The organism is Pseudomonas sp. 5P_3.1_Bac2 (assembly GCF_025465995.1).
GTDB lineage: Bacteria > Pseudomonadota > Gammaproteobacteria > Pseudomonadales > Pseudomonadaceae > Aquipseudomonas.
This window is the reverse complement of the sequence record NZ_JANLNY010000022.1, coordinates 319,399-343,117: the sequence shown is the minus strand read 5'-3', so window position 1 is coordinate 343,117 and position 23,719 is coordinate 319,399. Positions and strand designations below refer to the sequence as shown.

21 protein-coding genes are annotated in these 23,719 nt (G+C 60.5%); 13 read left to right on the top strand and 8 right to left on the bottom strand.

What is annotated here, in order from left to right:
- The first annotated feature begins 26 nt into the window (after nucleotides 1-26).
- Entirely contained in the window at nucleotides 27-1,811 is a 1,785-nt protein-coding gene (locus NTD81_RS13060) for an alkyl/aryl-sulfatase (protein ID WP_262182939.1), read from the top strand.
- Between the two features lie 51 nt (nucleotides 1,812-1,862).
- Here NTD81_RS13060 and NTD81_RS13055 read toward each other — a convergent pair whose 3' ends face one another.
- From NTD81_RS13055 to NTD81_RS13045, 3 genes are all read right to left on the bottom strand, one after another.
- The gene (locus NTD81_RS13055) at nucleotides 1,863-2,423 is read right to left on the bottom strand and encodes an ankyrin repeat domain-containing protein (protein WP_262182937.1); all 561 of its coding nucleotides are present in this window, start codon (nucleotides 2,421-2,423) and stop codon (nucleotides 1,863-1,865) included.
- A 66-nt stretch (nucleotides 2,424-2,489) separates the two neighbouring features.
- Nucleotides 2,490-4,016: a catalase gene (locus NTD81_RS13050; RefSeq protein WP_410017153.1), complete on the bottom strand. Its 1,527-nt coding sequence runs from the start codon at nucleotides 4,014-4,016 to the stop codon at nucleotides 2,490-2,492.
- Nucleotides 4,017-4,482: 466 nt separating this feature from the next.
- Nucleotides 4,483-6,873 carry a penicillin acylase family protein gene (locus NTD81_RS13045; RefSeq protein WP_262182936.1) on the bottom strand — a complete coding sequence of 797 codons (2,391 nt, stop codon included), beginning with the start codon at nucleotides 6,871-6,873 and terminating at the stop codon, nucleotides 4,483-4,485.
- A 158-nt stretch (nucleotides 6,874-7,031) separates the two neighbouring features.
- On the opposite strand from NTD81_RS13045, the gene NTD81_RS13040 reads away from it, so the two are divergent.
- Nucleotides 7,032-8,057, top strand: coding sequence for an AraC family transcriptional regulator (locus NTD81_RS13040; RefSeq protein WP_262182935.1), 1,026 nt, complete (start codon nucleotides 7,032-7,034; stop codon nucleotides 8,055-8,057).
- Nucleotides 8,058-8,072: 15 nt separating this feature from the next.
- Here the strand turns inward: NTD81_RS13040 and NTD81_RS13035 are convergent, their stop codons facing one another.
- Together NTD81_RS13035 and NTD81_RS13030 are read right to left on the bottom strand one after the other, a co-directional pair.
- The gene (locus NTD81_RS13035; protein WP_262182934.1) at nucleotides 8,073-9,584 is read right to left on the bottom strand and encodes a methyl-accepting chemotaxis protein; all 1,512 of its coding nucleotides are present in this window, start codon (nucleotides 9,582-9,584) and stop codon (nucleotides 8,073-8,075) included.
- A gap of 126 nt (nucleotides 9,585-9,710) precedes the next feature.
- The gene (locus tag NTD81_RS13030; protein ID WP_262182933.1) at nucleotides 9,711-10,286 is read right to left on the bottom strand and encodes a DUF6436 domain-containing protein; all 576 of its coding nucleotides are present in this window, start codon (nucleotides 10,284-10,286) and stop codon (nucleotides 9,711-9,713) included.
- 107 nt (nucleotides 10,287-10,393) lie between these two features.
- Between NTD81_RS13030 and NTD81_RS13025 the strand changes: the two genes are divergently transcribed.
- Nucleotides 10,394-11,326 carry an alpha/beta hydrolase gene (locus NTD81_RS13025; RefSeq protein WP_262182931.1) on the top strand — a complete coding sequence of 311 codons (933 nt, stop codon included), beginning with the start codon at nucleotides 10,394-10,396 and terminating at the stop codon, nucleotides 11,324-11,326.
- Between the two features lie 9 nt (nucleotides 11,327-11,335).
- Here the strand turns inward: NTD81_RS13025 and NTD81_RS13020 are convergent, their stop codons facing one another.
- Nucleotides 11,336-12,097, bottom strand: a complete 762-nt coding sequence (locus NTD81_RS13020) for a DUF2059 domain-containing protein (RefSeq protein WP_262182929.1) — start codon at nucleotides 12,095-12,097, stop codon at nucleotides 11,336-11,338.
- A gap of 84 nt (nucleotides 12,098-12,181) precedes the next feature.
- Here NTD81_RS13020 and NTD81_RS13015 point away from each other — a divergent pair, with 84 nt between their 5' ends.
- The 3 genes from NTD81_RS13015 (at nucleotide 12,182) to NTD81_RS13005 (ending at nucleotide 13,827) form a co-directional block, all read left to right on the top strand.
- Nucleotides 12,182-12,805 (top strand): 2OG-Fe(II) oxygenase, encoded by a 624-nt coding sequence (locus NTD81_RS13015; protein ID WP_262182927.1) that lies wholly within the window; start codon nucleotides 12,182-12,184, stop codon nucleotides 12,803-12,805.
- Nucleotides 12,806-12,811: 6 nt separating this feature from the next.
- Nucleotides 12,812-13,303, top strand: coding sequence for a DUF523 domain-containing protein (locus tag NTD81_RS13010; RefSeq protein WP_262182926.1), 492 nt, complete (start codon nucleotides 12,812-12,814; stop codon nucleotides 13,301-13,303).
- An 89-nt stretch (nucleotides 13,304-13,392) separates the two neighbouring features.
- Nucleotides 13,393-13,827 (top strand): DUF4399 domain-containing protein, encoded by a 435-nt coding sequence (locus tag NTD81_RS13005; RefSeq protein WP_262182925.1) that lies wholly within the window; start codon nucleotides 13,393-13,395, stop codon nucleotides 13,825-13,827.
- Between the two features lie 327 nt (nucleotides 13,828-14,154).
- Here the strand turns inward: NTD81_RS13005 and serA are convergent, their stop codons facing one another.
- Entirely contained in the window at nucleotides 14,155-15,384 is a 1,230-nt protein-coding gene (serA, locus tag NTD81_RS13000) for a phosphoglycerate dehydrogenase (RefSeq protein WP_262182923.1), read from the bottom strand.
- A 184-nt stretch (nucleotides 15,385-15,568) separates the two neighbouring features.
- Between serA and NTD81_RS12995 the strand changes: the two genes are divergently transcribed.
- The 5 genes from NTD81_RS12995 to NTD81_RS12975 all read left to right on the top strand — a co-directional run bounded on the left by NTD81_RS12995 (nucleotide 15,569) and on the right by NTD81_RS12975 (nucleotide 20,102).
- The gene (locus tag NTD81_RS12995) at nucleotides 15,569-16,963 is read left to right on the top strand and encodes an FAD-binding oxidoreductase (RefSeq protein WP_262182920.1); all 1,395 of its coding nucleotides are present in this window, start codon (nucleotides 15,569-15,571) and stop codon (nucleotides 16,961-16,963) included.
- A gap of 100 nt (nucleotides 16,964-17,063) precedes the next feature.
- On the top strand, nucleotides 17,064-17,729 hold the full coding sequence (locus tag NTD81_RS12990) for a fumarylacetoacetate hydrolase family protein (RefSeq protein WP_262182918.1): 666 nt from the start codon (nucleotides 17,064-17,066) through the stop codon (nucleotides 17,727-17,729).
- Entirely contained in the window at nucleotides 17,729-18,655 is a 927-nt protein-coding gene (locus NTD81_RS12985; protein ID WP_262182917.1) for an SdiA-regulated domain-containing protein, read from the top strand. The genes NTD81_RS12990 and NTD81_RS12985 overlap by 1 nt, the downstream gene beginning before the upstream one ends.
- Nucleotides 18,656-18,738: 83 nt before the next feature.
- Entirely contained in the window at nucleotides 18,739-19,098 is a 360-nt protein-coding gene (locus tag NTD81_RS12980; protein ID WP_262182916.1) for a NirD/YgiW/YdeI family stress tolerance protein, read from the top strand.
- A gap of 80 nt (nucleotides 19,099-19,178) precedes the next feature.
- Nucleotides 19,179-20,102 carry an SdiA-regulated domain-containing protein gene (locus NTD81_RS12975; RefSeq protein WP_410017152.1) on the top strand — a complete coding sequence of 308 codons (924 nt, stop codon included), beginning with the start codon at nucleotides 19,179-19,181 and terminating at the stop codon, nucleotides 20,100-20,102.
- A gap of 3 nt (nucleotides 20,103-20,105) precedes the next feature.
- Here NTD81_RS12975 and NTD81_RS12970 read toward each other — a convergent pair whose 3' ends face one another.
- Entirely contained in the window at nucleotides 20,106-21,482 is a 1,377-nt protein-coding gene (locus NTD81_RS12970) for a NorM family multidrug efflux MATE transporter (RefSeq protein WP_262182915.1), read from the bottom strand.
- Nucleotides 21,483-21,661: 179 nt separating this feature from the next.
- Here NTD81_RS12970 and NTD81_RS12965 point away from each other — a divergent pair, with 179 nt between their 5' ends.
- Both NTD81_RS12965 and NTD81_RS12960 read left to right on the top strand, forming a co-directional pair.
- Nucleotides 21,662-22,585: a LysR substrate-binding domain-containing protein gene (locus NTD81_RS12965; protein WP_262182914.1), complete on the top strand. Its 924-nt coding sequence runs from the start codon at nucleotides 21,662-21,664 to the stop codon at nucleotides 22,583-22,585.
- Nucleotides 22,586-22,918: 333 nt separating this feature from the next.
- Nucleotides 22,919-23,707 (top strand): gamma-glutamyl-gamma-aminobutyrate hydrolase family protein, encoded by a 789-nt coding sequence (locus tag NTD81_RS12960; RefSeq protein ID WP_262182912.1) that lies wholly within the window; start codon nucleotides 22,919-22,921, stop codon nucleotides 23,705-23,707.
- Nucleotides 23,708-23,719: the final 12 nt, after the last annotated feature.

Sequence of the window (23,719 nt, the reverse complement as noted above, 5' to 3'; positions counted from 1 at the left end):
GTCAATAACTACAAGAGCTACCGACAATGACCCTGTTTCGCCTCAGCGCCTGGCTGTTGGCAGCCACTGTGCCGTTGTGCAGCTATGCCGACCTGCCTGCAGAAACCCTGACCCCGAGCATCCATCCCGAACTGGCGGCGCACACCGCGCATTTCGCCACCAAGGTCTACCCGATTGCCGACAACGTCTGGTCAGCGGTGGGGTGGAATTTGGCCAATAGCGTGATGATCGAGGCACCCGAGGGGCTGATCATTGTCGATACCGGTGAGTCGGCGCAGCAGTCACGTAAAGTGCTGGCGGAGTTTCGCAAGATCAGCGCCAAGCCGATCAAGGCCATCGTCTATACCCACTTCCACCCTGACCATATCAACGGGGTGCAGGGCTTCGTCAGTGAAGAGCAAGTTCGCAGCGGCGAAGTGCAAATTTATGCCCACGAGAGCCTACAAGAGAACGTGGTGACCCAAGGTTCGCTGGTCGGGCCGATCCTTGCGGTGCGCTCCGGCTACAGCTTTGGTGCAGTTTTGCCAGAGGCTGACAAGCAGGGTATGAATGGCGGTTTGGGGCCTTTGGTGCATGAGGGCATATCGACCTTTATCGCGCCGACCATCACCTTTGCTGACCAGTTGGATACGCAAATTGCCGGCCTGCCCGTGCAGTTTCGGCATGTGCCTAGCGAAGCGCCGGATGAAATTGTCTTATACCTGCCCAATAACCGCGTGCTGATCAGCGCCGAGGTGACGCAGGGGCCGACCTTGCCCAACATCCACACCTTGCGCGGCACCAAGTTCCGCGACCCGCAAGTGTGGGTGGCGAGCTTAGATAAATTGCGTGCCTTCAAGGCGGACTACATGGTGCCGCTGCATGGCCAGCCAGTGTCCGGCGCGGCCAAGGTGGAGGAAGTGCTGCGCATGACGCGTGACGCCATCGCCTATATCCACGACCAGACGGTACGCTGGATGAATAAAGGCCTAACCCCCGATGAACTGGTGGAAAAGGTGCAATTACCCGCTCACCTGGCCGGCTATACGCCCTACCTGCGTGAGTACTACGGCACGGTTAAGCACAGCGTGCGGCAGATTTATCAGGGCTATCTGGGATGGTTCCAAGGCGATCCGGTGGAGCTGGACCCGATCCCTGCGGTAGAAAAATCCCGGCGCCTGGTCGAGTTAATGGGCGGTCGCGACAAGGTGCTGTTGGCTGCGGGCAATGCGTATCTGGCCGGGGATTATCAATGGGCGGCGGAGCTGGCGAGCTACAGCATCCGCCTGGATCACGACGATCAACTGGCGCGCCAGATCAAGGCGCGTAGTTTTCGCAAACTGGGTTATGCCAGCATGAATATCAACTGGCGTAATTGGTATTTGATGAGTGCCATGGAGCTCGAAGGCCAGCTCGACGGTGCGTTGGCCAAGGATATGAGTGCTCGTCTGCGCGGCGCGTTTTTATCCCCCGCCATGCTGAAAAACCTGCCGACCCAAGTGTTTTTGCAGAACTGGGTGACGCGTATCGACCCGCAGAAAAGTGAGGATCTAGAAATGACCTTGGGCTTTGCCTTACCCGATATTAATGAGCAGTGGTCCCTAGAAATCCGCCGCGGCGTGGCGCAGTTGCACCCTGGTATCGCCGCCGATACCACGCTGCGCCTGACGCTCAACAAAAGCTATCTGAACAGCATCATCAGTGGTGACACCAGCCTGCTCAAAGGGGCGCTGCTGGGCGATGTAAAGGTCAGCGGCAATCTCTTGGAGGTTCGCCGTTTCCTTGCCAGCTTCGACTTCAGTGATGAGCCTATCGCCCTGACGGTACGTTAAAGCCAGTGTCGGGCGGCTTAAGGCTAGCCCGGCCTGATCACTCGGCATGCTTTAGCGCTGTGGCACCTGGCTGAATTCACCCTTGAGCAGGTTTTCCACACTGTTGCCCATGGCGTCTTGGGCGCTCATATCGGCGCCGTGGGCGCGCAGTTGTTCAAGGATTTCTTTGCGCTGAAACAGCGCGGCGTACATGGCTGGGGTTTGCCCGGAGTGGTTGGCCTGGTTGGCGCTGCACTCGGCTTGCATCAGGCGCTTGGCGATGCGCAGCTCACCCTTAAAGATTGCGCCCATCAGGGCCGTGTTGCCGCGTACGTCTTCGGTGCAGGGGTTGGCACCGGCTTTGAGCAGTTGCTCGACGGCGATGGCCTGGCCGTTATAGGCCGCCAGAATCAGGGCGGTGTAGCCTTTTTCGTTCTGCGTGTTGAGGTCATAACCGGCCTGAATAAATTCGTTGATGATCAAGGCATCGCCTGTGCGGGCGGCATTGAGCAAATAGTCGCGCAGCTGTTGGGCAACCTCTTGCTGAGCGGTCTGCTGCGTGCTCTCGGTGGCCATACTGGGACCGGCCAGCACGCTTAGCAGCAGTAACATCAAGGGTAAAACGCGAGTCATGGTAAGTCTCCCGTAATGACTCGGGCCCGCCCTTGTGGAGCGGGCCCGAGTGACCTAGCTAAAGTCTTAGTCTTTGAGCTTGGCAGCCAGCGCTTTGACGCGGGCGATATCACCTTTGGCGACTTTGCTCAGGGCAGTGCCGTAGTCGGCATCGGCCTTGTAGAAGTACGCCAGCATTTGCAGCTTGGCTGGCTCTTGCGCTTCGCTCAGCGCGCCGCCCAGCGAAGTGATCAGGTCAGCCTGTTCTTTCTTGGTGAAAGAACGGTACAGCTCGCCTGCTTGCTTGAAGTTCTGCTCTTTGTAGATCTTCTGCTGCTGGGTAGTGCCAGACAGCGGCAGTTGGCTGTAGCGGGCGGACTCTGCTTGAGGCTTCGGCGAAAGTGCGCTTGGCTCGTAGTTCACCTCGCCAGTGCGAGCGCCGGTGTTGTGCGCGCCGTCCTGGTTGTTGCTGTTGACCGCCACTTTCGGCTGGTTGATCGGCAGCAGGCTGTGGTTAGCTCCCAGGCGGTACATCTGGGTGTCGGCGTAGCTAAACAGACGACCTTGCAGCAGGCGGTCTTCCGAAGGCTCGATCCCCGGGATGAAGTTGGATGGCGCCATCGCCACTTGCTCGGTCTCTTGGAAGACGTTGGCTGGGTTCTTGTTCAGAACCATGGTGCCGACTTTCTTCTCGGGGACATCAGGCCAGATTTTGGTGGCGTCCAGCGGGTTGTACTCGAACTTAGCCAGGTCTTCAGGCTTGATGATCTGCACGTACAGGTCCCACTTCGGATAGTCACCGGCGTTGATCGCAGTGATCAGGTCGCGGCTCATGTGGTTGAAGTCTTTACCCTGGATGCGCTCAGTGGTTTGCGGGTCGTTGTTTTTAACGCCCTGCTGGCTCTTCCAGTTGAACTTCACATAGTTGTACTCGCCTTTGGCGTTGACGAACTTGTAAGCGTGCACCGAGCTGCCGTCCATATGGCGGTAGTCAGCTGGGGTGCCGTAGTTGGAGAACAGCATGGTCAGAGTACGAGTCGCTTCCGGCACGTGGCTGAAGAAGTCGAACAGGGTCTTGTTGGTGCCGTAGTTCTTGTCTGGGTCAGGCTTAAAGGCGTGAACCATGTCCGGGAACTTGATGGCATCGCGGATAAAGAAGGTCGGGAAGTTGTTGCCGACCAGGTCCCAGTTGCCGTCCGCGGTGTAGAACTTAGTGGCGAAGCCACGCGGGTCACGCAGGGTTTCCGGGCTGTGGTTACCGTGTACCACGCTGGAGAAACGCACGAACACCGGAGTGGTTTTGCCGGGGGTGAACAGGCTGGCAATGGTCAGATCGGACAGATCCGCGCTGGCGGTGAACTCACCGTGGGCGCCGGTACCACGGGCGTGTACCACGCGCTCCGGGATACGTTCACGGTCGAAACGCTGCAGTTTTTGCAGCATGTGAGCGTCTTGCAGCACTACTGGGCCGTTAGCGCCGGCCGTTTGCGAGTTCTGGTTGTCGCCAACCGCTGCGCCGCTGTCGCGGGTCAGGTTGGCGGCGCTGACCGACACGGACATCATGCCCAGTGCTAAGGCCGTAGCAGTCAGACGGAATGGGGTAGTCAGAGACATTGAGATTACCTCGTTGCTGTCAAAGCGCGTTGTAGCGCGATAGGACAAGCCTACAAGTTGTATCTCATTGATTTAAATTGAAAAGAACCAATGGTTCGATAGCTAATTATTATCTGACTATCTAATCAGGAAGCATTATAGGGCGCCTAAGGCCGGCCTCCTGTGGCTTAGGCGGTTAAGCCTGCGGCTGACCTTTAGCCGAGTGCGTTGGCCGATTCAGCGCATCAAAGGGCAGTAAGGGCGTATCGGGCACGGCACGGATAGCCAGCAGCACAGCATGGCGCCATGGCTTCACTCGCGCCGCTATTCACCCCCAGCAAACGTCGATTGCCCTCAGTGCTTGGGTAAAAGTCTGGGGCGTTGTGGTTGCTTTGATCACGGCCCAGCCCCGTGCCATAGGCCCACGGTCAGCAGGCCGACCAGCAGAGGCCCTGGCGTGCGGGCTTGGGCCTCTGCGGTGCGGCGCTCAGGGTTGCAGCACTAACTGGCCGCGGCTGTGTTGCTGAATATCCGCCGCATCCAAATGCATAGGCTGATACTCGCCGCGTATATACGCCTCGGCCTGATCGGCATAGTGCTTATCGAACAGCACGCCGCTTTGCCCGACGGGGTTGATACCCAGGGCCTGACTGGCGTCAGCCAGATCGATCAAGCGCCGCGTCGAGGGGCCGTGCACCACCGGCCAAGGCGCGGCGGTGATGGCATAGGACAGGTTATTCGGGGTCTCGCGGCCACCGGGGGCGGCAAAGGGGCCGACATTAAACAGTTTGTCCAACGGCTTTTGCTGACCCAGCGGGTGATTGTGGGTGAGGGTATGGGTCTGGCCCCATTGCCACTGATTCATGTCCTTGCCCAAGCTGCTTTGCAGGTGCTGAAGGCTGGCTTGCCAGGCCTGTTTGACGATATCACCACGGCTTTCCACCGCCTCGGTACCGCGTACATCCCACCACGGGGTGTGGGCGTCCGCCGTTAAGCGTGGCAGGGCGCTGTCCAGCGCGCGGGTTTGCAGAAGGTTGGCGAAGAACGCCTGGCCCAGTTCATCGGCCATGGCCGCTTCGCTCAGTTGGTAAACCAGCTGGTTAAACACTGTAGCTGCGCGGCTATTGAGCTGATGCTGGCCGTCCCAGCTGAGCAGTTCCTCGACCAACTGGCTTTGCTGTGGATCGCTGGCCGCCGCGCGCAGCTCCTCGGCGATGGGCTTGAGCAGGCGCTGCGGATAAGCCGTACCGCCCTCCAGTTGCAGGGCTTGGCTGTTGTGCACATCCCACTTCACGGCGGGGTTGCTGAGGCGATCATCCAGGCGCTGGCCACGGTCGGCCAGGTTGTAATAGCCGGGAATCTCAATGCCTGTGGGTGATACGGGCTGGAAGTTGGCCGAGACGATATAGCCGCGCGCCGGGTTCTCTTCCTGCGGGTTGTCGCTAAAGGGATAGAAGCCTAATTTGTCCGCCTCGGGGCTGGCGCCATCAAGGATAAAGCTCGGGTTTACCCCCTGTGGCCGGCGCGGCAGTTTGGCAGCGGCCCACCAGGCGATATCGCCTTGGGCGTTGGCCCACATCACGTTTAGCCCAGGCGCCTCGATATGCTCAACGGCTGCGCGAGCTTGCGGCAAAGTGCTGGCGCGGTTGAGTTGGTAAAAACCGCGCAGGATCGGGTTGTCGGTTTCTAGAAAGCTCCACCACATGGCAATCGGCGTGCTGCCGACGCTTGCGCCCAAGGCGCTGTTGATGATCGGCCCGTTGGGCGAGCGGCGGATGGTCAGGGTGACCGGCTCGCCGTCTTTGACCTCGATCTGCTCCTCGCGGCTTTGCAGCTCCACCCACTGGCCTTGGTGCCAGATCTGGTTGGGGTTGGCCGGGTTGGTTTGCTCGGCGACTAAGTCCAGATCGTCGTTCTGGAACATGGTCAGGCTCCAGGCGAAATCGCGGTTATGCCCCAAGGAGGCGACCGGATTGAGCGCTTGGTGATGACCGTAGAGGTTAAAGCCGGGGTAGCTCAGGCTGGCTTCGTACCACACCGAAGGCAGCGCAAAGCGGATATGCGGATCACCGGCCAGCAGCGGTTTGCCGCTGGCGGTGCGGCTGCCGGAGACAGCCCAGGCGTTGCTGCCTTCAAACTGCGGCAGACCCGTTTGCTCCAGAGCGCTGAGGCTGAGCCTGGCGATGGCGTTGAGGTCCTGCCAGTCATTGGCTGTCAGGTTTTTTGCGTCTGAGTGCTGGCCGACCACGCCTTGCGGGTGCCAGTTAAGGTCAAACACCTTGAGGTAGTCAGCGCCTAGCTCATCGCGGATATGGGTCAGCACCGGTTCGGTACGAAAGCCCGCCGCAAAGCTGTAAGCCATATAGCCCGCAACGCTGAGCACATCAGCGGGGGTGAAGGGGCGCGGCTCAATGCCCAGGAGATCGAATTCGATGGGCTTGGGGTGGCTGTCCTGGAACTGGTTGATGCCCTCCAGATAAGCCTGCAAGGCGAGGTTTTCCGGCGCTTGCAGATCGAGCTTGGCGGCATAGCGGTCGGCATGTTCACGCAGGCCGATGGTGCGGAACAGGCGGTCGGTGTCCAGCAGCTTGCTGCCCAGCACTTGGGCCAGTTCACCGCGGGCCAGGCGGCGCAGAATTTCCATCTGGAACAGACGATCCTGGGCCTGCACATAGCCCAAGGCGCGGTACATGTCGGCTTCATTCTGCGCTTGGATATGCGGCACGCCGCGCTCGTCGTAATCGACCTGAACCTTATCCTGCAAGCCGTGCAGTTGGGCGCTACCGGCGCGCTGCGGCTGCTTGCTGTGCACATACCAATAACCACCAGCGGCAGCCGCGGCCACCAATAAGGCGAGGGCAGTGAGGGTGCGTTTCATGGGGCTTCCTTATTTTTGGAGTTATGCGCCAAGAGGCATCGGCGATGCGCGCCAGCCGTAGTTGCTAGCCATTGTGCGAGGGTTAGTGGTCTTAGGCATTGACCAAAGACTTCAATGCTGGAAGCCTTTGGTCAAAATATCGCCTTGTGAGTTGCCCCATGTCCAGCGCTGCGCCCAACCCGGCCCTGACCCACAGCGCCACCCTGCGCCTGTTGTTGTATGAAGCCTTGGCCAGCTTGGGCTTTGACCCGACCACCATCTATCGTCAGGCCTACCAAGGTTTGCCGCTGTCGGTCTTGCAACTGAGTGGACGCGAGGAGCACGACCACGCCCCACGCTTGTGGCAAGCCCTGCCGGGGCTGACGGGGGATGATGAAATTGGTCTGCATCTGGCTGCGGTGATGCAGTCGCGGCCCTTGGATGTGCTCGGTTATTTGCTGCTGGCCAGCCGTGATCTGGGTCAGGCGCTGGAGTGCCTGGTGCGTTTTCAGGCGATTTTATCCGGTGGCTTTGCCGCACGCTTGGAGCCGCGTGGCGAGCAGACGTGCCTGATCTTTGACCTCAACTACCGTGGCGTGGGCTCGCTGCGGCAGCAGATGGAATGCCTGGCCCTGCTGTTACAGAAGATGCTCAGCCATTTTAGTGGCGGCCCCTTTGTGCCGAGCGCCATCGAGTTTCGCCATCCGCCACCCAGGCGCTTAAGTGAGCACCGTCGTTTGCTGGGTGTGCTGCCACGTTTTGCCCAGGCCCATGACGCGATGCTGTTCCCCAGCGCTTGGCTGACGCTGCCTTCGCCCAGTGCCAATGAACAGGTCTTCGCCGTGCTCTATCAACAGGCTGAGCAGGAGCTGGCGCAGTTGCAGGAGAACCAACTGCTCAATCGTCTGCGCTATTGGATTGAGCTCAACCTCACTAAGGGCGATTGCAGCCTGCGTGCCTGCGCTAAGGCCATGGGCCTGACCTTAAGTGGCTTGCAGCGGGCCTTGGCGGTGCAGCACCAGAGTTTTCGCCAACTGCATGATGAGGTGCGTAAGGTGCAGGCCCAGCACTTACTGGAGCAGGGCTGGGCGATTCGCGAGGTGGCGCGGGCTTGCGGCTTTGCCGAGCTGTCGCCGTTTTACCGGGCTTTTAAGCGCTGGCAGGGCATGCCGCCGCAGCGCTATCGGCACAGTTTGCCAGGCTAAGCAGAGGGGGGCAGTTTATGGGCTGACGCGAAAGCGCCGGGTCTGGCTGCCCAAGCGCTCGGCCAGCTGGCTCAGGCTCTGGCCTTCACTGCTGAGCTGGTTGGCTTCCTCAAGGTTATGTTCGGCCACTTGCTGCACGCTGCTGAGGTGTTCGCTGACCTCGGCGCTGACCTGCACTTGCTCATGGGTGGCGGCGGCAATCAGTTGGTTCATCTGGCTGATCGCGCTGATATCGCTGGCTACCGCGCTGAGCAAGCTGGCGCTGGTCTGGCTGTTATCGACACAGGCGCGCACACTGTCGCGGCTGCGCTGCATGGCCTGGGCGGCTTGCTGGCTGCGTTGGTGCAACTGGCCGATGATCTGTTGGATCTCGGTGGTCGAGCGGGCGGTTTTTTGCGAGAGGTTACGCACCTCTTCGGCGACCACGGCAAAGCCACGGCCTTGCTCACCCGCGCGCGCCGCTTCGATGGCGGCATTGAGCGCGAGCAGATTGGTTTGCTCGGCGATGGCGCGGATCACATCGAGCACCTTATCGATGGTCCGGGCTTGGCTGACCAGCGCTTGCACATCGCTGTCACTGTTGTCGATCTGCTCGGCCAGGGTGCTGATCTGGCTCTGTAACTGCTGGATCGCCTGACTGCCAGCGCCGGCCCGTTGATCGGCGCTGAGCACCGCGTTGGCGGCGCTGTCGGCATTGCGAGCGACCTCTTCGATGGCGGTGCTCATCTGCTGCATCGCCACGCTGATGTAGCTGATCTCATGCTGCTGGCGGTCAGCGCCGCTGCGCAGTTGCCCGGTGGCTTGGGCCAGCTTGCCGCCCATCTGGCGCAGTCGTTGGGTGTCGCTTAGCACTTCGCTGACCAGCTCATCCAGGGTCCCGAGGAACTGGTTAAAGCCCGTGCCCACCTGGCCTGCAGCCTGGGTACGCAGGCTCAGGTCGATATGTTCCGGGTCGCGGCTGAGGTTGCCGGTGGTCTGCATCAGTGCTGCGCTTTGCTGGGCTTCACGCTGGGTTTGCAGGGCCAGGTAAATCAGAATCGCGCTCTCCAGCACCACATAAAACGCGTGCAGGAAGATCGTCGGCCAGCTGCCATGGGCCACCACCGTGACGCTGCTGCCCTGCTGTTGCAGGGCAAAGAAGCTCAGGTGATGCACGGCAATCACCGTGGCGCCGACCACAATCGGCAACCAGTCGCGGTAATACACCAAGAACGCCAGCAGCACGAAGATACCGAAGTGCATTTCCAGCAAGCCGCCGGCTTGGTTGATATGCAGTGCCGACATCAACATAAACGCCGCTGCCATGGCGCAGCGCAGCAGGCGTTGGCCGCTGATCAGCGACTTCAGCAGGGTCATCACCAGCGTGGTGCCACCGCCGACCAACAGCGCCTGGCCCCAAGTGCCATGCCAGACCGCGAGGCCCAGGGCGTAAATAAACATCAGCCAGAGCACCGCAAGCATGATGCTGTCGGCTTTGCGGTAATGCTGCGTGAGCGTAGGGCAGGGCAAATCAGCAGTGGCGGGCATGGGCGGCGATGTCTTGATAGGCAGGCAAAAAAGGCCGCGATTATAGGTTTCAGGTATTTTGTCGGACATGCACTTCGTCCGTTTTAGCTAGCCTGCGACCTTCGGTAGCACCTAGTTGCACCAAGCCTAGGGTGTTGTCAGCCAATCACAGAAGCAGCCCGAGGCCAGGGTGTTGCTGGCAACCACCGTGCGGCCTGTGGTCAGGGTTTCAAGCACCGGCTCGATAAAGCTGTTGCTGGAGGTGCACGTGGCGCCTTCGCTGTACGGGCCGAAGTAGGCCAACTTACCGTCCTTATCCCAAATCGCCACGGCTGGGCTGGCCGGGATCTGCTCGCTGCCTTTGAGCCGGGCGAGGGGCTTAAGACTGCTCAGCTCGTCGGGTAGTTGGCCGTGGCTGCCGGGCTTTTGCAGCACATAAAAGTCCACCCCTTGCTCGGCGAAGCGCTGGATCAGCTGGCTGAGGTGCTGCTGGTTGCCGACGTTGCAGGGGCAGGCCGGGTCCCAGAAATGCACCAGGCGGATCTTCCCGGGCCCCGCCAGCTCCTCGGGCAATTGCAATTGCTCGCCATAGAACAGCGTGGTCTGCTCACTGAAATTGCGTAGATAACGGGCTTGGTACCACCAATAAGCGGCCGCCATGCTGGCGGCCCAGGCCAAGAGAATCAGGCTGGCGAGGAGGGTCTTGCGTGCGGAACTGGTCATGGCGAGTCTTCAATTAACAGGTGCACAGCTTGCCATGACTGCCGGCAGAGAAGAATATCCACCGGGCCGGCGTCTCGCCGCTGCCCCGCATCAACCACGGATCAACCATGCCTGACGCTTTTCAACCTGAGCGCTTAAGCGCTGAATTAGGAGCCCTTGCGCCTAATGCGGGGTTATCCCCAGCCGCCCAAGCCTATCGCCGCTTTTACCAGTTTCCCGCGTCCAGCGATCAGGCCAGCAGCATGGGCAAGCTGCAGGTGGGCGCCTATCAAATTGCCGTGCAGGCCTGGTGGCCCGCGCAGCCTCGGGCCAGCTTGCTGCTGCTACATGGCTATTACGACCACAGTGGGCTGTATCGGCATGTGGTTGAGTGGGCCTTACAGCAAGGCTTTGCCGTGCTCGCCTGCGATTTGCCGGGGCATGGTCTGTCCAGCGGCCCCCGCGCCAGTATTGGCGACTTTGCTGAGTATCAGGCGGTGCTTGAGGCGCTATTGGCGCAGGCCGCGCGGCTCAATCTGCCGCAGCCCTGGCATCTGTTTGGGCAGAGCACCGGCGCGGCGATCGTGCTGGATTACCTGCTCACCGGCCAGCCACGGCCTGAGGTTGGCGAAGCTATTTTGTTTGCGCCCTTGGTGCGACCCCGGGCCTGGCAGTGGTCGAAGCTCAGTTACAGCCTGATGCGCCATTTTGTCCGGGAAATCCCGCGGCGCTTTAGCGTCAACTCCAACGACGCCGCGTTTATCGACTTCGTCCACCACCACGACCCCTTGCAGCCGCGCAGCCTGCCGACTACTTGGGTGGGCGCGCTAAAGCGCTGGGTGCCACGGATTGAAAAGGCTCCGCGCAGTGCACGCAGCCCGCTGATTGTGCAAGGCGAGGCGGATATGACGGTGGATTGGGGCTACAACCTGCAAGTGCTCAAGGACAAATTCAATGCCCCGCGCATCCTGCAATTGGCCGCTGCCCGCCATCATCTGGCCAACGAGCTGCCAGAGTATCGCCAGCGTTATTGGGATTTCCTCAGCCAGCACTTAGGCTGAGGGCCGCGCTTAAGGGGTGGCGGGGTTGAGGGTGCTGCTGCTCATGCCGACCGCCAAGCCGCTGCGAATCGCTGCCAGCGCCGCTTGGTAGTAAGCCTGGCCTTCACTGGACTGGGCAAAGTTAACGAACTCTTCCAGCTCGGCGTCGCTCAACTCGCGGTACACGTGCAGCAGACTGTTATCGATGTCCGCGTCCATTTGCTGGATCAAGCGCTGGCGCTGGGCATCGAGCAGGGCCTGAGCGCTGCCGCCACCGAGCAGGCCGGGAATCATCTGGCTCAGGCTATCGGCCGCCACCCCGGCTAAAGCCAGACTGACTTCGGCGCCGGCTTGCTGCACCGGCAGGCTCTGGGCCAGGTGGCGAATCAGCAAACGGCGGTTGGCATCGGCTTGCACCTGCGGCAGGCCATTGGCGTAACGGGCTAATTGATCGCTGCGACTGGCCAGCAGTTCGGCGCCGACGATCTTGCGCCCCAGCGGGGTTTGAAAGAACTGCAGCGCCGGCTCTGGATCGCTCAGATTGCTTTGCAGGGCCTGCAAGGCGCGCTGGTCCACGGCCTGGGCGGCAAAGCGCTGGTTGCTGTTGCTCACCAGTGCCTCATACACCACTGGCGGCAGGCTGTTGCGATAGCGTAACTGCGCAGCTTGCAGCGCATCGCTGAAGTGCATGCGTTGTTGCGGCCAGCCAGCGGCTTGATACAACTGCTGATAGGAATCCGCGAAAGCGGGAAGGCTGAGCAGTAAGGTCAGGGCAAAGGCTAGGACGCGCATAGAAACTCCGTTCTGGGGCGGTTATTTTCGTTGCACTACAGGTGCTTGTCGAGGCATTGGGCGCTGGCTGCTAGAATCCCCGCCATGACCACAGAAGCCCAAACCGCGTGCCTGACACGCATCGTTGATGACCTCGCCGAGCAAGGCTGGTCATTGCAGCCGCAATTCTTGTCGCAAAGTCTGACCACGGCTTTGGCCCATGAGTGCCGCAAACGTGCCGCACAAGGCGCATTAACGCCTGCCGGGGTCGGCCGCGGCAACCAGCAGCAGATTAGCGAAGGCCTGCGCGGCGACCATATCCAGTGGCTGGAGCCTGGCGATTCGAGCAGCAGCGATGTCTATTTGAGCCTGCTCGATGAGCTGCGTGGTGTGATCAACCAAGGCCTGTACTTAGGCTTGGAAGACTTCGAAGGGCACTTCGCCCTGTATCCGCCCGGTGCGTTCTACCGCAAACACCTGGATCGCTTCCGTGATGATGACCGCCGCACGGTGTCGGCCGTGCTCTACCTCAATGAGGATTGGCAGGCCGAGCAGGGCGGCGCGCTGCGTTTGTATCTCAAGGATGGCAGTCAGCGCGATGTCTTGCCTGAGGCGGGCACCTTGGTGATCTTCCTCTCTGCCGATCTGCCCCATGAAGTGCTGCCGGCCAGCCGCGAGCGCTTGTCGCTGACCGGCTGGCTGCGCCGGCGCGGCAACGAGCCCTGGTAGGCGCGGATGGAAAAGATCCTCGTCAGCCGCTGCCTGCTGGGCCATAAGGTGCGCTATGACGGCGGCAGCTATGCGCCGCCCGGCCTGCTCGAACGCTGGCAGGGCGAAGGCCGCGTGCTCGCGCTGTGCCCGGAAGTGGCCGGTGGCCTGTCCACACCACGGCCGCCGGCGGAGATTAACGGCGGCCAAGGCGCGCAGGTGCTCGATGGCGAGGCGCGGGTGAGTAGCGCGACCGGGGAGGATGTCAGCGCGGCGTTTATTGCCGGCGCGCAGCAAGCCCTGGCGCTGGTCGCCGCCCACGGCATCCGGTTGGCTTTGCTCAAAGCCAACAGCCCGTCTTGCGCTAACCTCGTCACCTACGACGGCAGCTTCAGTGCGACTAAAGTGAGTGGCGAAGGTGTCACCGCCGCCGCCCTGCGCCGCGCTGGTGTGGTGGTCTTCAATGAAACTCAGTTGGCTGAATTGGCCGCTGCCTTGACCGCGCTGGAGGCGAACTGACCGGCAATGCGCTGGCCGCCGTGCAGCCAGTGTCGGAACGTTCAACTAATCCATCGGTCGATTAACTACCTGCATCCAAAGGAACCCCTATGAAAAAGTTAGCGATTGCCTCCAGTCTCTGCGCCGCCCTGCTGGGCACTGCGGCGGTAGCTTGGGCCGAAGTGCCGCGTACGGCCGCTCCGGCTGGCGCCTCGGTGTATTTCATTGAGCCGGCTAACGGCGCCACTGTGGATAAAACCTTCACCGTCAAATTCGGCCTCAAGGGCATGGGCGTTGCTCCGGCTGGCGTGGACGTACCGGACACCGGTCACCACCACCTGCTGATCGACGTGGATAAGCTGCCGGACCTGAGCCAACCGCTGCCGGCCACCGATAACCTGCGCCACTTCGGTAAAGGCCAAACTGAAACCGAAGTGACGCTGGCTCCCGGTAAGCACACCCTGCAGCTGCTGCTGGGCGACAAAAACCATGTGCCGCTGAACCCGCCGGTTATTTCCGAGAAGATCACCATCACGGTGAAGTGATCGGCTAATCGCGGCTTGTTCGCAGCAGAGAAAACGGCAGGCTTAGGCTTGCCGTTTTTTTTGGGCGTTAGCAATGTTTTGCCGGCGGGCTGAGCAGAAGCGTTGGCGGTCGTAGTGGGCGGGCAGGTGGTGAGTCAGGTCTGGCGGGTTTAAGTGGGGCAGCCGCGGGCTGCCTTTGCGGATGACGCCGCTTCGCGGCTTCTCCACGCTCCGTCCGAGTACCAGGTGCCGGACTGGGCCATAGGCAAAAAACGCCTGATGCCGGGTTTATGGGTGGGCACAAAAAAGGGAGGCACTTGGCCTCCCTGTTTCTTGCAGCGAGCGGGCTTAGAACAGCACGCGGCTACGGATGGTGCCGTTGACGCCTTGCAGTTTCTCCAGCGCCAGGTCGGAGTAAGCGGCGTCAACGTCGATCACTACATAGCCAACTTTCTCGTTGGTTTGCAGGAATTGACCGGAGATGTTGATGCCGTTGTCGGCGAACACCTTGTTGATTTCGCTCAGCACGCCCGGGATGTTTTCGTGGATGTGCAGCAGGCGGTGCTTGCCCGGGTGCGCCGGCAGGGCCACTTCCGGGAAGTTGACCGAGGACACCGAGGTGCCGTTGTCGCTGTACTTGACCAGCTTCTCAGCCACTTCCAGACCGATGTTGGCCTGGGCTTCAGCGGTGGAACCACCGATGTGCGGCGTCAGGATGACGCGGTCGAGGCCACGCAGCGGGCTTTCGAACTCTTCGTCGTTGGACTTCGGCTCCACTGGGAACACGTCAATGGCGGCGCCAATCAGGTGCTCGTCTTTGATCGCCGCCGCCAGGTGCTCCAGCTCAACCACAGTGCCGCGTGCCGCGTTGATCAAGATGCCGCCTTTTTTCATCGCGCGGATTTCTTTCTCGCCGATCATCCACTGCGTGGAAGGCAGCTCAGGCACATGCAGCGACACGATGTCAGCCATGCCCAGCAGGTCATGCAGGTTGCCAATCTGGGTGGCGTTACCCAGCGGCAGCTTGGTTACGGTGTCGTAGAAGAACACTTGCATGCCCAGGGCTTCAGCCAGCACCGACAGCTGGGTGCCAATCGAGCCATAGCCCAGGATGCCCAGCTTCTTGCCGCGGATCTCGAAGGAGTTGGCCGCCGATTTGATCCAGCCACCGCGATGGCAGGAGGCGTTCTTCTCGGGGATGCCGCGCAGCAGCAGGATGGCCTGGGCCAGCACCAGTTCGGCTACCGAACGGGTATTCGAGTACGGCGCGTTGAAGACCGCGATACCACGCTCACGGGCAGCGGCCAGGTCAACCTGGTTGGTGCCGATGCAGAAGCAGCCTACGGCGACCAGCTTCTTGGCGCAGTCAAAGACTTCAGCGGTCAACTGAGTACGCGAGCGGATGCCGATGAAGTGGGCGTCGGCGATTTTGCTTTTCAGCTCATCATCGGACAGGGCGCCCTTGAGGTACTCGATGTTGGTGTAACCAGCGGCCTTCAGGGTATCCACTGCATTTTGGTGGACGCCTTCCAGAAGAAGGAACTTGATCTTGCTCTTGTCGAGAGAGGTCTTGCTCATCGGAGTACCTGTTGTCCCACATTGGTGTCAGGAAATATCAGCGGCGGCGCTGATTGTGCCGGTGACGTGGCGCTAGGGCACGTTTCACGGGGTGCGTATGCTAGCATATGCACCCCGCGAAACACCTATCCTGGCATCATGAAGCATGCTCAGGGTGACCATGAATCGTACGAGAGTTCCTGTAATGACCAACCCCGCGCTGATCGAAGAGCTGAAGACCCTGCTTGAGCCAGGCAAAGTACTGACCGATGCCGACTCTTTAGAGGCTTATGGCAAGGATTGGACCAAGCATTTCGCCCCGGCGCCGGTGGCCATTGCCTTCCCTAAGAGCATTGAACAGGTGCAAGCCGTGGTGCGCTGGGCTAACCAGCACAAGGTGGCGCTGGTGCCATCTGGCGGGCGGACTGGCCTGTCGGCAGGCGCCGTGGCGGCCAATGGCGAAGTGGTGGTGTCGTTTGATTACATGAACCAGATTGTCGAGTTCAACGAATTCGACCGTACCGCGCGCTGCCAGGCCGGTGTGGTGACCAAGCAGCTGCAGCAGTTTGCCGAAGATAAGGGCCTGTACTACCCGGTGGACTTCGCCTCCTCGGGCTCCAGCCAGATCGGCGGCAACATCGGCACCAACGCTGGTGGGATTAAGGTGATTCGCTATGGCATGACCCGTAACTGGGTCGCCGGCATGAAAGTCGTCACCGGCGCTGGCGATGTGCTGGAACTCAACAAAGATCTGATCAAGAACGCCACCGGCTACGACATGCGCCAGCTGTTTATCGGCGCCGAAGGCACCTTGGGCTTTGTCGTTGAAGCCACCATGCGTCTGGACCGTGCGCCGAACAACCTCACGGCCATGGTTCTCGGCACCCCTGACTTCGACTCGATTATGCCGGTGCTGCATGCCTTCCAGAACAAGCTCGACCTGACCGCATTCGAGTTCTTCTCCGACAAAGCACTGGCCAAGGTCATGGCCCGTGGCGACGTGCCACCGGCTTTCGACACCGCTTGTCCGTTCTATGCCCTGCTGGAGTTTGAAGCCAGCACTGAGGAAGTCGCCGAGGCCGCTCTGGCCACCTTCGAGCATTGCGTCGAGCAAGGTTGGGTGCTGGACGGCGTGATGAGCCAAAGCGAGCAGCAGCTGCACAACCTGTGGAAACTGCGCGAGTACATCTCGGAAACCATCAGCCACTGGACGCCGTACAAAAACGACATCTCGGTGGTGGTCTCCAAGGTGCCGGCGTTCCTCAAGGACATCGACGCCATCGTCGAAGCCAACTACCCGGACTTCGAAGTGGTGTGGTTCGGCCATATCGGCGACGGCAACCTGCACCTGAACATCCTCAAGCCTGAAACCATGAGCAAAGACGAGTTCTTCGCCAAGTGCGCCACGGTCAACCAGTGGGTGTTCGAGACGGTGCAGAAGTACAACGGCTCGATCAGCGCCGAGCACGGCATGGGCATGACCAAGCGCGATTACCTGGGCTACAGCCGCAGCGAGGCGGAGATCGGCTATATGAAGGCAATCAAGCAGGTGTTCGACCCGAACGGGATCATGAACCCCGGCAAAATCTTCCCGCTCTAAGGGGCCTGGCGCCAGAGGATTGGGTTATCTTCTGGCGCTATTAACTTGAGCATCCACGGCCTGGGCTAAATGGCTCGGCTGGCGAATACAGGAGTGAGTTATGAGTTATCAACACCAGTATGTCGACGGCACCCGTATCCATTTTCCCTTGGGCAAGGTGGTGTGCATTGGGCGCAACTACGCCGAGCACGCCCACGAGCTGAACAACCCGGTGCCCACCGAGCCTTTGCTGTTTATCAAACCGGGCAGCTGTGTGGTGCCACTGGGTGAGAGCTTTGCCCTGGCCGCCGATCGTGGCACCGTGCACTACGAGGCCGAGATTGCGGTACTGCTGGGCAAGCCGCTGTCGCGTAAGCCCAGCACCGAAGAGGTGCTGGACGCCATTTCCGGCTTCGCCCCAGCCCTCGATCTGACGCTGCGCGAGCTGCAGAACAGCCTTAAAGCCAAGGGCTACCCCTGGGAAGTGGCCAAGAGTTTCGACGGCGCCTGTGTGCTGGCGCCATTTGTGCCGGCCGATGCGATCAGCGATTTAACTGATATCGGCATCCGCCTGAGCATCAACGGCGCAGTGCGCCAAGACGGCAATAGCCGCGACATGCTCAATCCGATTGTGCCAATGCTGCAGCACATCGCCGGGCATTTCAGCTTGCAGGCCGGCGACGTGATTCTCACCGGCACCCCGGCTGGCGTCGGCCCGCTGCATAACGGTGATGAATTAGTGCTGGAGTTGCCAGGCCATAGCCGCTTTAAAAGCTGCGCGCTGTAATGCCAGGTTTATTAAGAACGGTTTTACGGCGGCGCTGGTGGTTAGCGCTCGCGGTGGTATTGGCTGGTCTTCTGTACGCGATGGTCGCACGTCATTTGGACGATCGCTTATGGTTTTGGCTGCACGAGATTCAAGTGCAGCCCAGCGAGCAGCAGGCCAGCATCTGGCTGCCTGGCTACAAAGCGGTGTTGCAGGGCAAGCCCTTGCAAGGTTTGGAAGACGACGAGCTGTCCGGGCTGACTTACAACCCGCAGACCAACACCCTGTTTACCGTCACGGGTAAACACCCGCAAATCATCGAGCTCAGCCTTACCGGTGTGGTGTTGCGCCGTATCGACGTGCACGGCCTGTCCAATCCGGAAGGGGTGGAGATGATTTCCGGCGGGCGGCTGGCGGTGATCGATGAGCGCCAGCACACCCTGACCACCTTCAAAATCAATGAGCTGACCCATAGCCTCGAGGCTGCCGACAACCCCAGCTATGAGCTGGGGTTTGCCGATGCCGGGAATAAAGGTTTCGAGGGCATTGCCTGGGACCCGGTGCATAAGCGCGTGTTGCTGGGTAAAGAACGTGATCCTATGGGCCTGTTTAGTCTGCCGTTTCCGGGGGATGAGGGCGGCCCCGGCAAGCTTGAGACGCTGCCGTCGAGCAAGCTGTTTTTGCGCGATATCTCCTCGCTGACCTACGACGCTCGCACCGGTCACTCGCTGGTACTGTCCGATGAGTCGCGATTGCTCCTGGAAGTGGATGCTAAGGGCCGGCCGATCAGCTTTATCAGCTTGGCCCGTGGCATGAATGGCCTGCGCGGCGGTATTGCCCAGGCGGAGGGGGTGACCATGGATGCCGAGGGCAATATCTATATCGTCAGCGAGCCCAACCTGTTCTACGTGCTGCACAAGGACAAGGAGCCTACGCCTGCGCCTTAAGTTTGGCTTAAGCCGCGATTAAGCTTGGCTTCAGCTAGCGGTTTTAGGCTTACCTCATCAACTTACTGATGAGGACTTACACCATGCAACGCAAGACTTTCGCTGTACTGCTGGCCCCTTTGTTTTCCCTGAGCTTGGCTGGCGCGGCCATGGCGGCTGGCTACACCGGCCCTAACGCACAAGTCGCGATCACCACTGTCGCCGCTGCACTGGACGCGGCGGACGACAGCCAAGTGGTTCTGGAAGGGCAAATCGTTAAGCGCCTGCAGGACGAGCTGTACGAATTCAAAGACACCAGCGGCACCATTAATGTCGAGATCGATGATGAGCATTGGCCAGCCCAAGCCATCTCGGAAACCGCGAAGGTTCGCATCAGCGGTGAAGTGGATCGCGACCTGACCAGCCGGGAAATCGATGTCGATCACCTTGAGCTGATCAACTAATCCCCCCATAGCTTCAGCAATCCATACGCCAACCATCTGGTTGGCGTTGTTGTGTCCAACTGTTATGCGAGTAAGTGGCCATGGCGCTGCGTTTGATTTACAAGCACCGGGCAGTGGCGGTGCTGGTTCTAGTGGTGCTGGTGTTATTGGTCGTTGCCCAGCAGTTTCGGCTGTTGGAGCGGGCGTGGTTTAACCTGCAGAACTGGCAAGACCCCGCTCGGCACGCGACTGTGTCCATGGGCCTGGCAGAGTATCGAGTGGAGATTGAGGCGAAACCCATTGTGGGCCTCAACGATGATGTCTCCGGGCTTACTTACGACCCGCAGCGCAAAAGTCTGTACACCGTGACGAACGACCATGCCCAGCTGATCGAGTTGTCACTGTCCGGCGAGGTGCTGCGGCGCATCGTTCTGCGCGGCTTTGGTGATGCTGAAGCGGTGGAGTACATCAGCGCCGGTACCTTTGTGATTGCCGATGAGCGCCGGCAGCGTTTGATCCAGGTAACCCTCGATGAGCACACCACAGAGCTGGATGCCGAGCAGTGGCCACAGCTGTCATTGGGCATCGGCCTGAACGGCAATAAGGGCTTTGAAGGGCTGGCCTATGACTCGGTGGGGCAGCGCCTGTTTGTCGCTAAGGAGCGCAATCCGCTGCGCATCTTTGAGATCCATGGCTTCCCTCAGCTGGATGCGCAGCAGCCCTTGGCGGTGCATGTGGTGGGTGATCATCTGCGTGATGGCCGGCTGTTCGTGCGCGACCTGTCCAGCCTGCAATACGATGAGCGCAGTGGCCACCTGCTGACCCTGTCCGATGAATCGCGCTTGGTGCTCGAGTTAGATGTTACGGGTAAGCCGCTCAGTAGCCTGTCGTTGCTGGCTGGCAATAGTGGCTTAAGCAAGACGGTGCCGCAGGGCGAAGGCATGGCCATGGACGATGACGGCGTGCTGTATCTGGTCAGTGAACCCAACCTGTTCTATCGCTTTGCCCGCCCGGCGGCGCAGTAAGTTCTAGGCTGTTAGCGGGGAAGGTGCGCGCTTGAGCAAGCGCGCGGTCTTCCATTCAAACGCCAACGTCAGGCCAATCGCGGCGCAAGCTAAGCCGCAGGCCAGGCCCCACCACACGCCATGGGCGCCCCAGCCCAGGGGGAAGGCCAGCAGCCAGGCCAGTGGCGCACCGATTAGCCAATAGCTCATCACGCCGACCCAGAGGGTGGTCTTGGCGTCCTTCAGGCCACGCACCGCGCCCATGGCGATGGTTTGGATGCCATCAAAGAACTCGAACCAGGCGGCAATCGCCAGCAGGCTTACCGCCAACTCGACGATCTGCTGGTAGTTGCCGGCCTGGGTATTAATGAACATCCCCACCACCCAGTGCGGGGCCAGCCAAAACAGCGCGGCAAAGCCGAGCATGCACAGCGCGCCTAAACCAATGCCCAAGCGCCCGGCACGGCGGGCCAGGACGATCTGGCCGGCGCCAAAGTGCTGGCCGATGCGGAAGGTGGTGGCGTAGGAAATCCCCACCGGCACCATAAAGGCCACGTACACGGCCATCACCGCCACTTGATGCGCTGCCAGTTCCTGGCTGCCGAGGGCGCCCATCGACAGCGCGGCAAAGCTAAATAGCGCGGCCTCCACCGCATAGGTGCCGGCAATGGGCAGGCCTAAGCGCCAGAGCTCGCCCAGCTCCGCCGCCAACGGCCGGAATAGGCCAACCCCCAGCTGGTAGGAGTGATAAGCGCGGTGGCGCAGTACATAGACTGCCAGCACCAGCGCCATGCCGTTCATCACCAGTGCCGTGACCAGACCAATGCCGGCCAGACCCAAGTGCGGCAGGCCGAACCATCCCTTGATCAGGGCGAAGTTACCCAGCAAGTTGAGCAGCGCACCGCCGATGCTGATCGCCATCACTGGACCGGGTCGGCCAATCGCGCTGGTAAAACCGCGCAGGGCCATAAAGCTCAGGTAGCCGGGCAGGGCGAAAATGACGGTGCGTAAAAATTCATTAGCGCCGGCGACGTTGTGCGCTTGCTGGCCGAAATAGCTCAGCAGTGGCCCGAGATTCCACAGCAGTACGCCGGCCAGCAGGGCCAATGCCCAGGCCAGCCACAGGCCGTTCTGCGCCAAGCGGGCGACGCCCTGAGCATCTTGCGCGCCGTGGCGGATGGCGATCAGGTTGCCCACTGCGGCGAGCATGCCGACGCAGACAATCGACACGAAATGATAGGTCGATGCCCCCAGGCTGCCGGCGGCCAAGGTTTCGGCGCCGAGCATGCCCATCATCACCGTGTCGGTGAAGATCATCAGCACCCCGGCCAGTTGGGCGGCAATCAGGGGGCCTGCTAGGCGCAAAATAGCGCGCAGCTCACCGCGCAGGGTGTTAGTCATGATGAGTTCTACTCAGAAAGAAGATGCCGACGAGGCTTTAGCTGCTGGCACAAGCTGGCTATTCTGCTGAGTAAGTTAGCTCGGCACAAAAGGATAATAGCGATGGGTGGCATGAGTTTTACTCATTTATGCGAGGGGCTGGCAGTTATTCAGCTGGCAAGCAACGCGCGGTCTGTGCCATGACTCAGCGCTTGCCCGCCCTGTACGCCCTGCGCGCCTTTGAGGCCGCGGCGCGGCATTTATCCTTTACCCGCGCGGCGGCGGAGTTAGCCATTACCCAGAGTGCGGTCAGCCGGCATATCCGCACCCTGGAGGAGCACTTCGACTGCCGCCTGTTCGAGCGCCGCGGCCGCAATCTGCACCTGAGTGCGGCGGCGCAGCGTTTGCTGCCTGGTCTGACGGAGGGTTTTGCCGCACTGCAACAAGCCTGCAGCGCCGTGCAGGTGGATGACAGCTTGCTGCGCATGAAGGCGCCATCGACCCTGACCATGCGTTGGCTGCTGGCGCGCCTGTCACGCTATCGCCTAAGCCAGGCCAGTGAAGTGCAGCTGACCAGCGCTTGGATGGACGTGGATAAAGTCGACTTTATCCGCGAGCCGTTTGACTGCGCGGTGCTGCTGAGCACTGGCCACTTCCCGGCCGACTGGCACAGTTGTGAGTTGTTTGCCGAGTGGCTGATTCCCGTCTGTGCGCCACAGGCAGCGGGTGCGACCGCGTGGGATCTGGATCGCCTCAAGCAGGCCGAGCTGCTGCATCCAACCCCGGATCGCCGCGATTGGCGGCAGTGGTTACAGGCCATGGGGCTGGCCGAACAGGTGCCCCTGAAAGGCGGGCAACTGTTCGATACCCTGGAGCTAGGCATGGTGGCGGCAGCGCGTGGATATGGGGTGTCGATCGGCGATTTGGTCATGGTCGCCGAGGATGTCGCCCAGCAGCGCTTAGCCCTGCCGTGGCCCACTGCAGTACCCAGCGGCTGTAGCTATTACCTGGTGTGGCCCAAGCAGCGTGCCGACCAAGAGCGGGTATTGCGTCTGCGCGATTATTTGCAGGCGGAGGTGGCCGCCATGCAATTGCCCAAGGTCGACTATGTGGGCAGGGATTAGGGGTTGCAGGGCTATTCGTAAAAAATATTGGACTATCTTTAAAAGCATACAGCCTAAATATTTTTTCGTTTCACCATTAATTATTTGAATATCAATGTTTTATGGCTATTTTTTAGGCGTATTTGCTAGGCGTTTTCAGTTGATTCGTTTGACATACTTTACGGCTTTGGCAGACTGGCTCCCGGATCAGGCCGCTCACATGGCCGCGCTCAGGGGCTTTTTTGCCTGTGGCTGCAGCTGTTCGCTGGCTTGATCAAGCGTTAAACAGCCCAGCCGGCAACCGTCAGCTTGGCTGCCAAGCAACGGCAAGCTCAGCTTGCCTCAAGGTGATGTATGTCAAATAACAATACGAGCAAGCGCAGTCCTGCGCGTAAACCGGTTGTTCTGATGTCCATGGGCGCTCAAGAGCGCAAGGGACATGCCTATCAAGTCATGACGCACAAATATATAACCCCTCTGGTCGAGATCGCTGGCTGCGTACCGCTGCTAGTGCCGACCTGCTGTGGCAGCGCCGACCTCGAGCAGTATCTGGATATGGTCGATGGTGTTTACCTCACCGGCGCCGGCAGCAACATTGATCCGGCCCTGTACGGCCAGGAAAACCTCACCCCCGGCAAAGGTCAGGATCAGGATCGCGACAACTTCGATCTGCCGCTGATTCGCGCAGCCCTCAAGCGTGGTCTGCCGCTGTTTGCCATCTGCCGTGGCATGCAGGAAATCAACGTGGCCTTGGGCGGCACCATCCACCAGAAGGTGTATGCCGTACCGGGCTTTAACGACCACCGGGAAAACCCCGATGATCCGGTTGCTGTGCAATATGCGGACAGCCACACCGTGCAGGCCCTGCCCGGCACTTGGTTGGCTGAGCTGATGGGCAGCGAGCCGTTTCCGGTCAACTCGCTACACGGTCAGGCGGTGGATCAGCTGGGTGAGGGCGTTGAGGTACTGGCTCAAGCTGAAGATGGGGTGATCGAGGCGATCCACCTGCCGCAAGCTGAGCAGTTCACCTTGGCTGTGCAATGGCATCCCGAGTGGCTGGCCGCACAAAATCCGCACTCGGTGAAAATCTTCCACGCCTTTGGCGAGGCCTGCCGCCAGCAAGTCGCGCGGGCCCAACAGTAAGCGCCGTCGCTG

Excerpts from the sequence above, each read along its gene's own strand:
- NTD81_RS13050 (WP_410017153.1), bottom strand. The coding sequence starts at position 4,016 with ATGTCTCTGACTACCCCATTCCGTCTGACTGCTACGGCCTTAGCACTG.
- NTD81_RS12970 (WP_262182915.1), bottom strand. The coding sequence starts at position 21,482 with ATGACTAACACCCTGCGCGGTGAGCTGCGCGCTATTTTGCGCCTAGCA.
- NTD81_RS12965 (WP_262182914.1), top strand. The coding sequence starts at position 21,662 with ATGACTCAGCGCTTGCCCGCCCTGTACGCCCTGCGCGCCTTTGAGGCC.
- NTD81_RS12980 (WP_262182916.1), top strand. The coding sequence starts at position 18,739 with ATGCAACGCAAGACTTTCGCTGTACTGCTGGCCCCTTTGTTTTCCCTG.
- NTD81_RS13030 (WP_262182933.1), bottom strand. The coding sequence starts at position 10,286 with ATGACCAGTTCCGCACGCAAGACCCTCCTCGCCAGCCTGATTCTCTTG.
- NTD81_RS13055 (WP_262182937.1), bottom strand. The coding sequence starts at position 2,423 with ATGACTCGCGTTTTACCCTTGATGTTACTGCTGCTAAGCGTGCTGGCC.
- NTD81_RS12960 (WP_262182912.1), top strand. The coding sequence starts at position 22,919 with ATGTCAAATAACAATACGAGCAAGCGCAGTCCTGCGCGTAAACCGGTT.
- NTD81_RS13015 (WP_262182927.1), top strand. The coding sequence starts at position 12,182 with ATGACCACAGAAGCCCAAACCGCGTGCCTGACACGCATCGTTGATGAC.
- NTD81_RS12990 (WP_262182918.1), top strand. The coding sequence starts at position 17,064 with ATGAGTTATCAACACCAGTATGTCGACGGCACCCGTATCCATTTTCCC.
- NTD81_RS13010 (WP_262182926.1), top strand. The coding sequence starts at position 12,812 with ATGGAAAAGATCCTCGTCAGCCGCTGCCTGCTGGGCCATAAGGTGCGC.
- NTD81_RS13005 (WP_262182925.1), top strand. The coding sequence starts at position 13,393 with ATGAAAAAGTTAGCGATTGCCTCCAGTCTCTGCGCCGCCCTGCTGGGC.
- NTD81_RS13020 (WP_262182929.1), bottom strand. The coding sequence starts at position 12,097 with ATGCGCGTCCTAGCCTTTGCCCTGACCTTACTGCTCAGCCTTCCCGCT.
- NTD81_RS13045 (WP_262182936.1), bottom strand. The coding sequence starts at position 6,873 with ATGAAACGCACCCTCACTGCCCTCGCCTTATTGGTGGCCGCGGCTGCC.
- serA (WP_262182923.1), bottom strand. The coding sequence starts at position 15,384 with ATGAGCAAGACCTCTCTCGACAAGAGCAAGATCAAGTTCCTTCTTCTG.
- NTD81_RS13060 (WP_262182939.1), top strand. The coding sequence starts at position 27 with ATGACCCTGTTTCGCCTCAGCGCCTGGCTGTTGGCAGCCACTGTGCCG.
- NTD81_RS13025 (WP_262182931.1), top strand. The coding sequence starts at position 10,394 with ATGCCTGACGCTTTTCAACCTGAGCGCTTAAGCGCTGAATTAGGAGCC.
- NTD81_RS12975 (WP_410017152.1), top strand. The coding sequence starts at position 19,179 with ATGGCGCTGCGTTTGATTTACAAGCACCGGGCAGTGGCGGTGCTGGTT.
- NTD81_RS13035 (WP_262182934.1), bottom strand. The coding sequence starts at position 9,584 with ATGCCCGCCACTGCTGATTTGCCCTGCCCTACGCTCACGCAGCATTAC.
- NTD81_RS12985 (WP_262182917.1), top strand. The coding sequence starts at position 17,729 with ATGCCAGGTTTATTAAGAACGGTTTTACGGCGGCGCTGGTGGTTAGCG.
- NTD81_RS12995 (WP_262182920.1), top strand. The coding sequence starts at position 15,569 with ATGACCAACCCCGCGCTGATCGAAGAGCTGAAGACCCTGCTTGAGCCA.
- NTD81_RS13040 (WP_262182935.1), top strand. The coding sequence starts at position 7,032 with ATGTCCAGCGCTGCGCCCAACCCGGCCCTGACCCACAGCGCCACCCTG.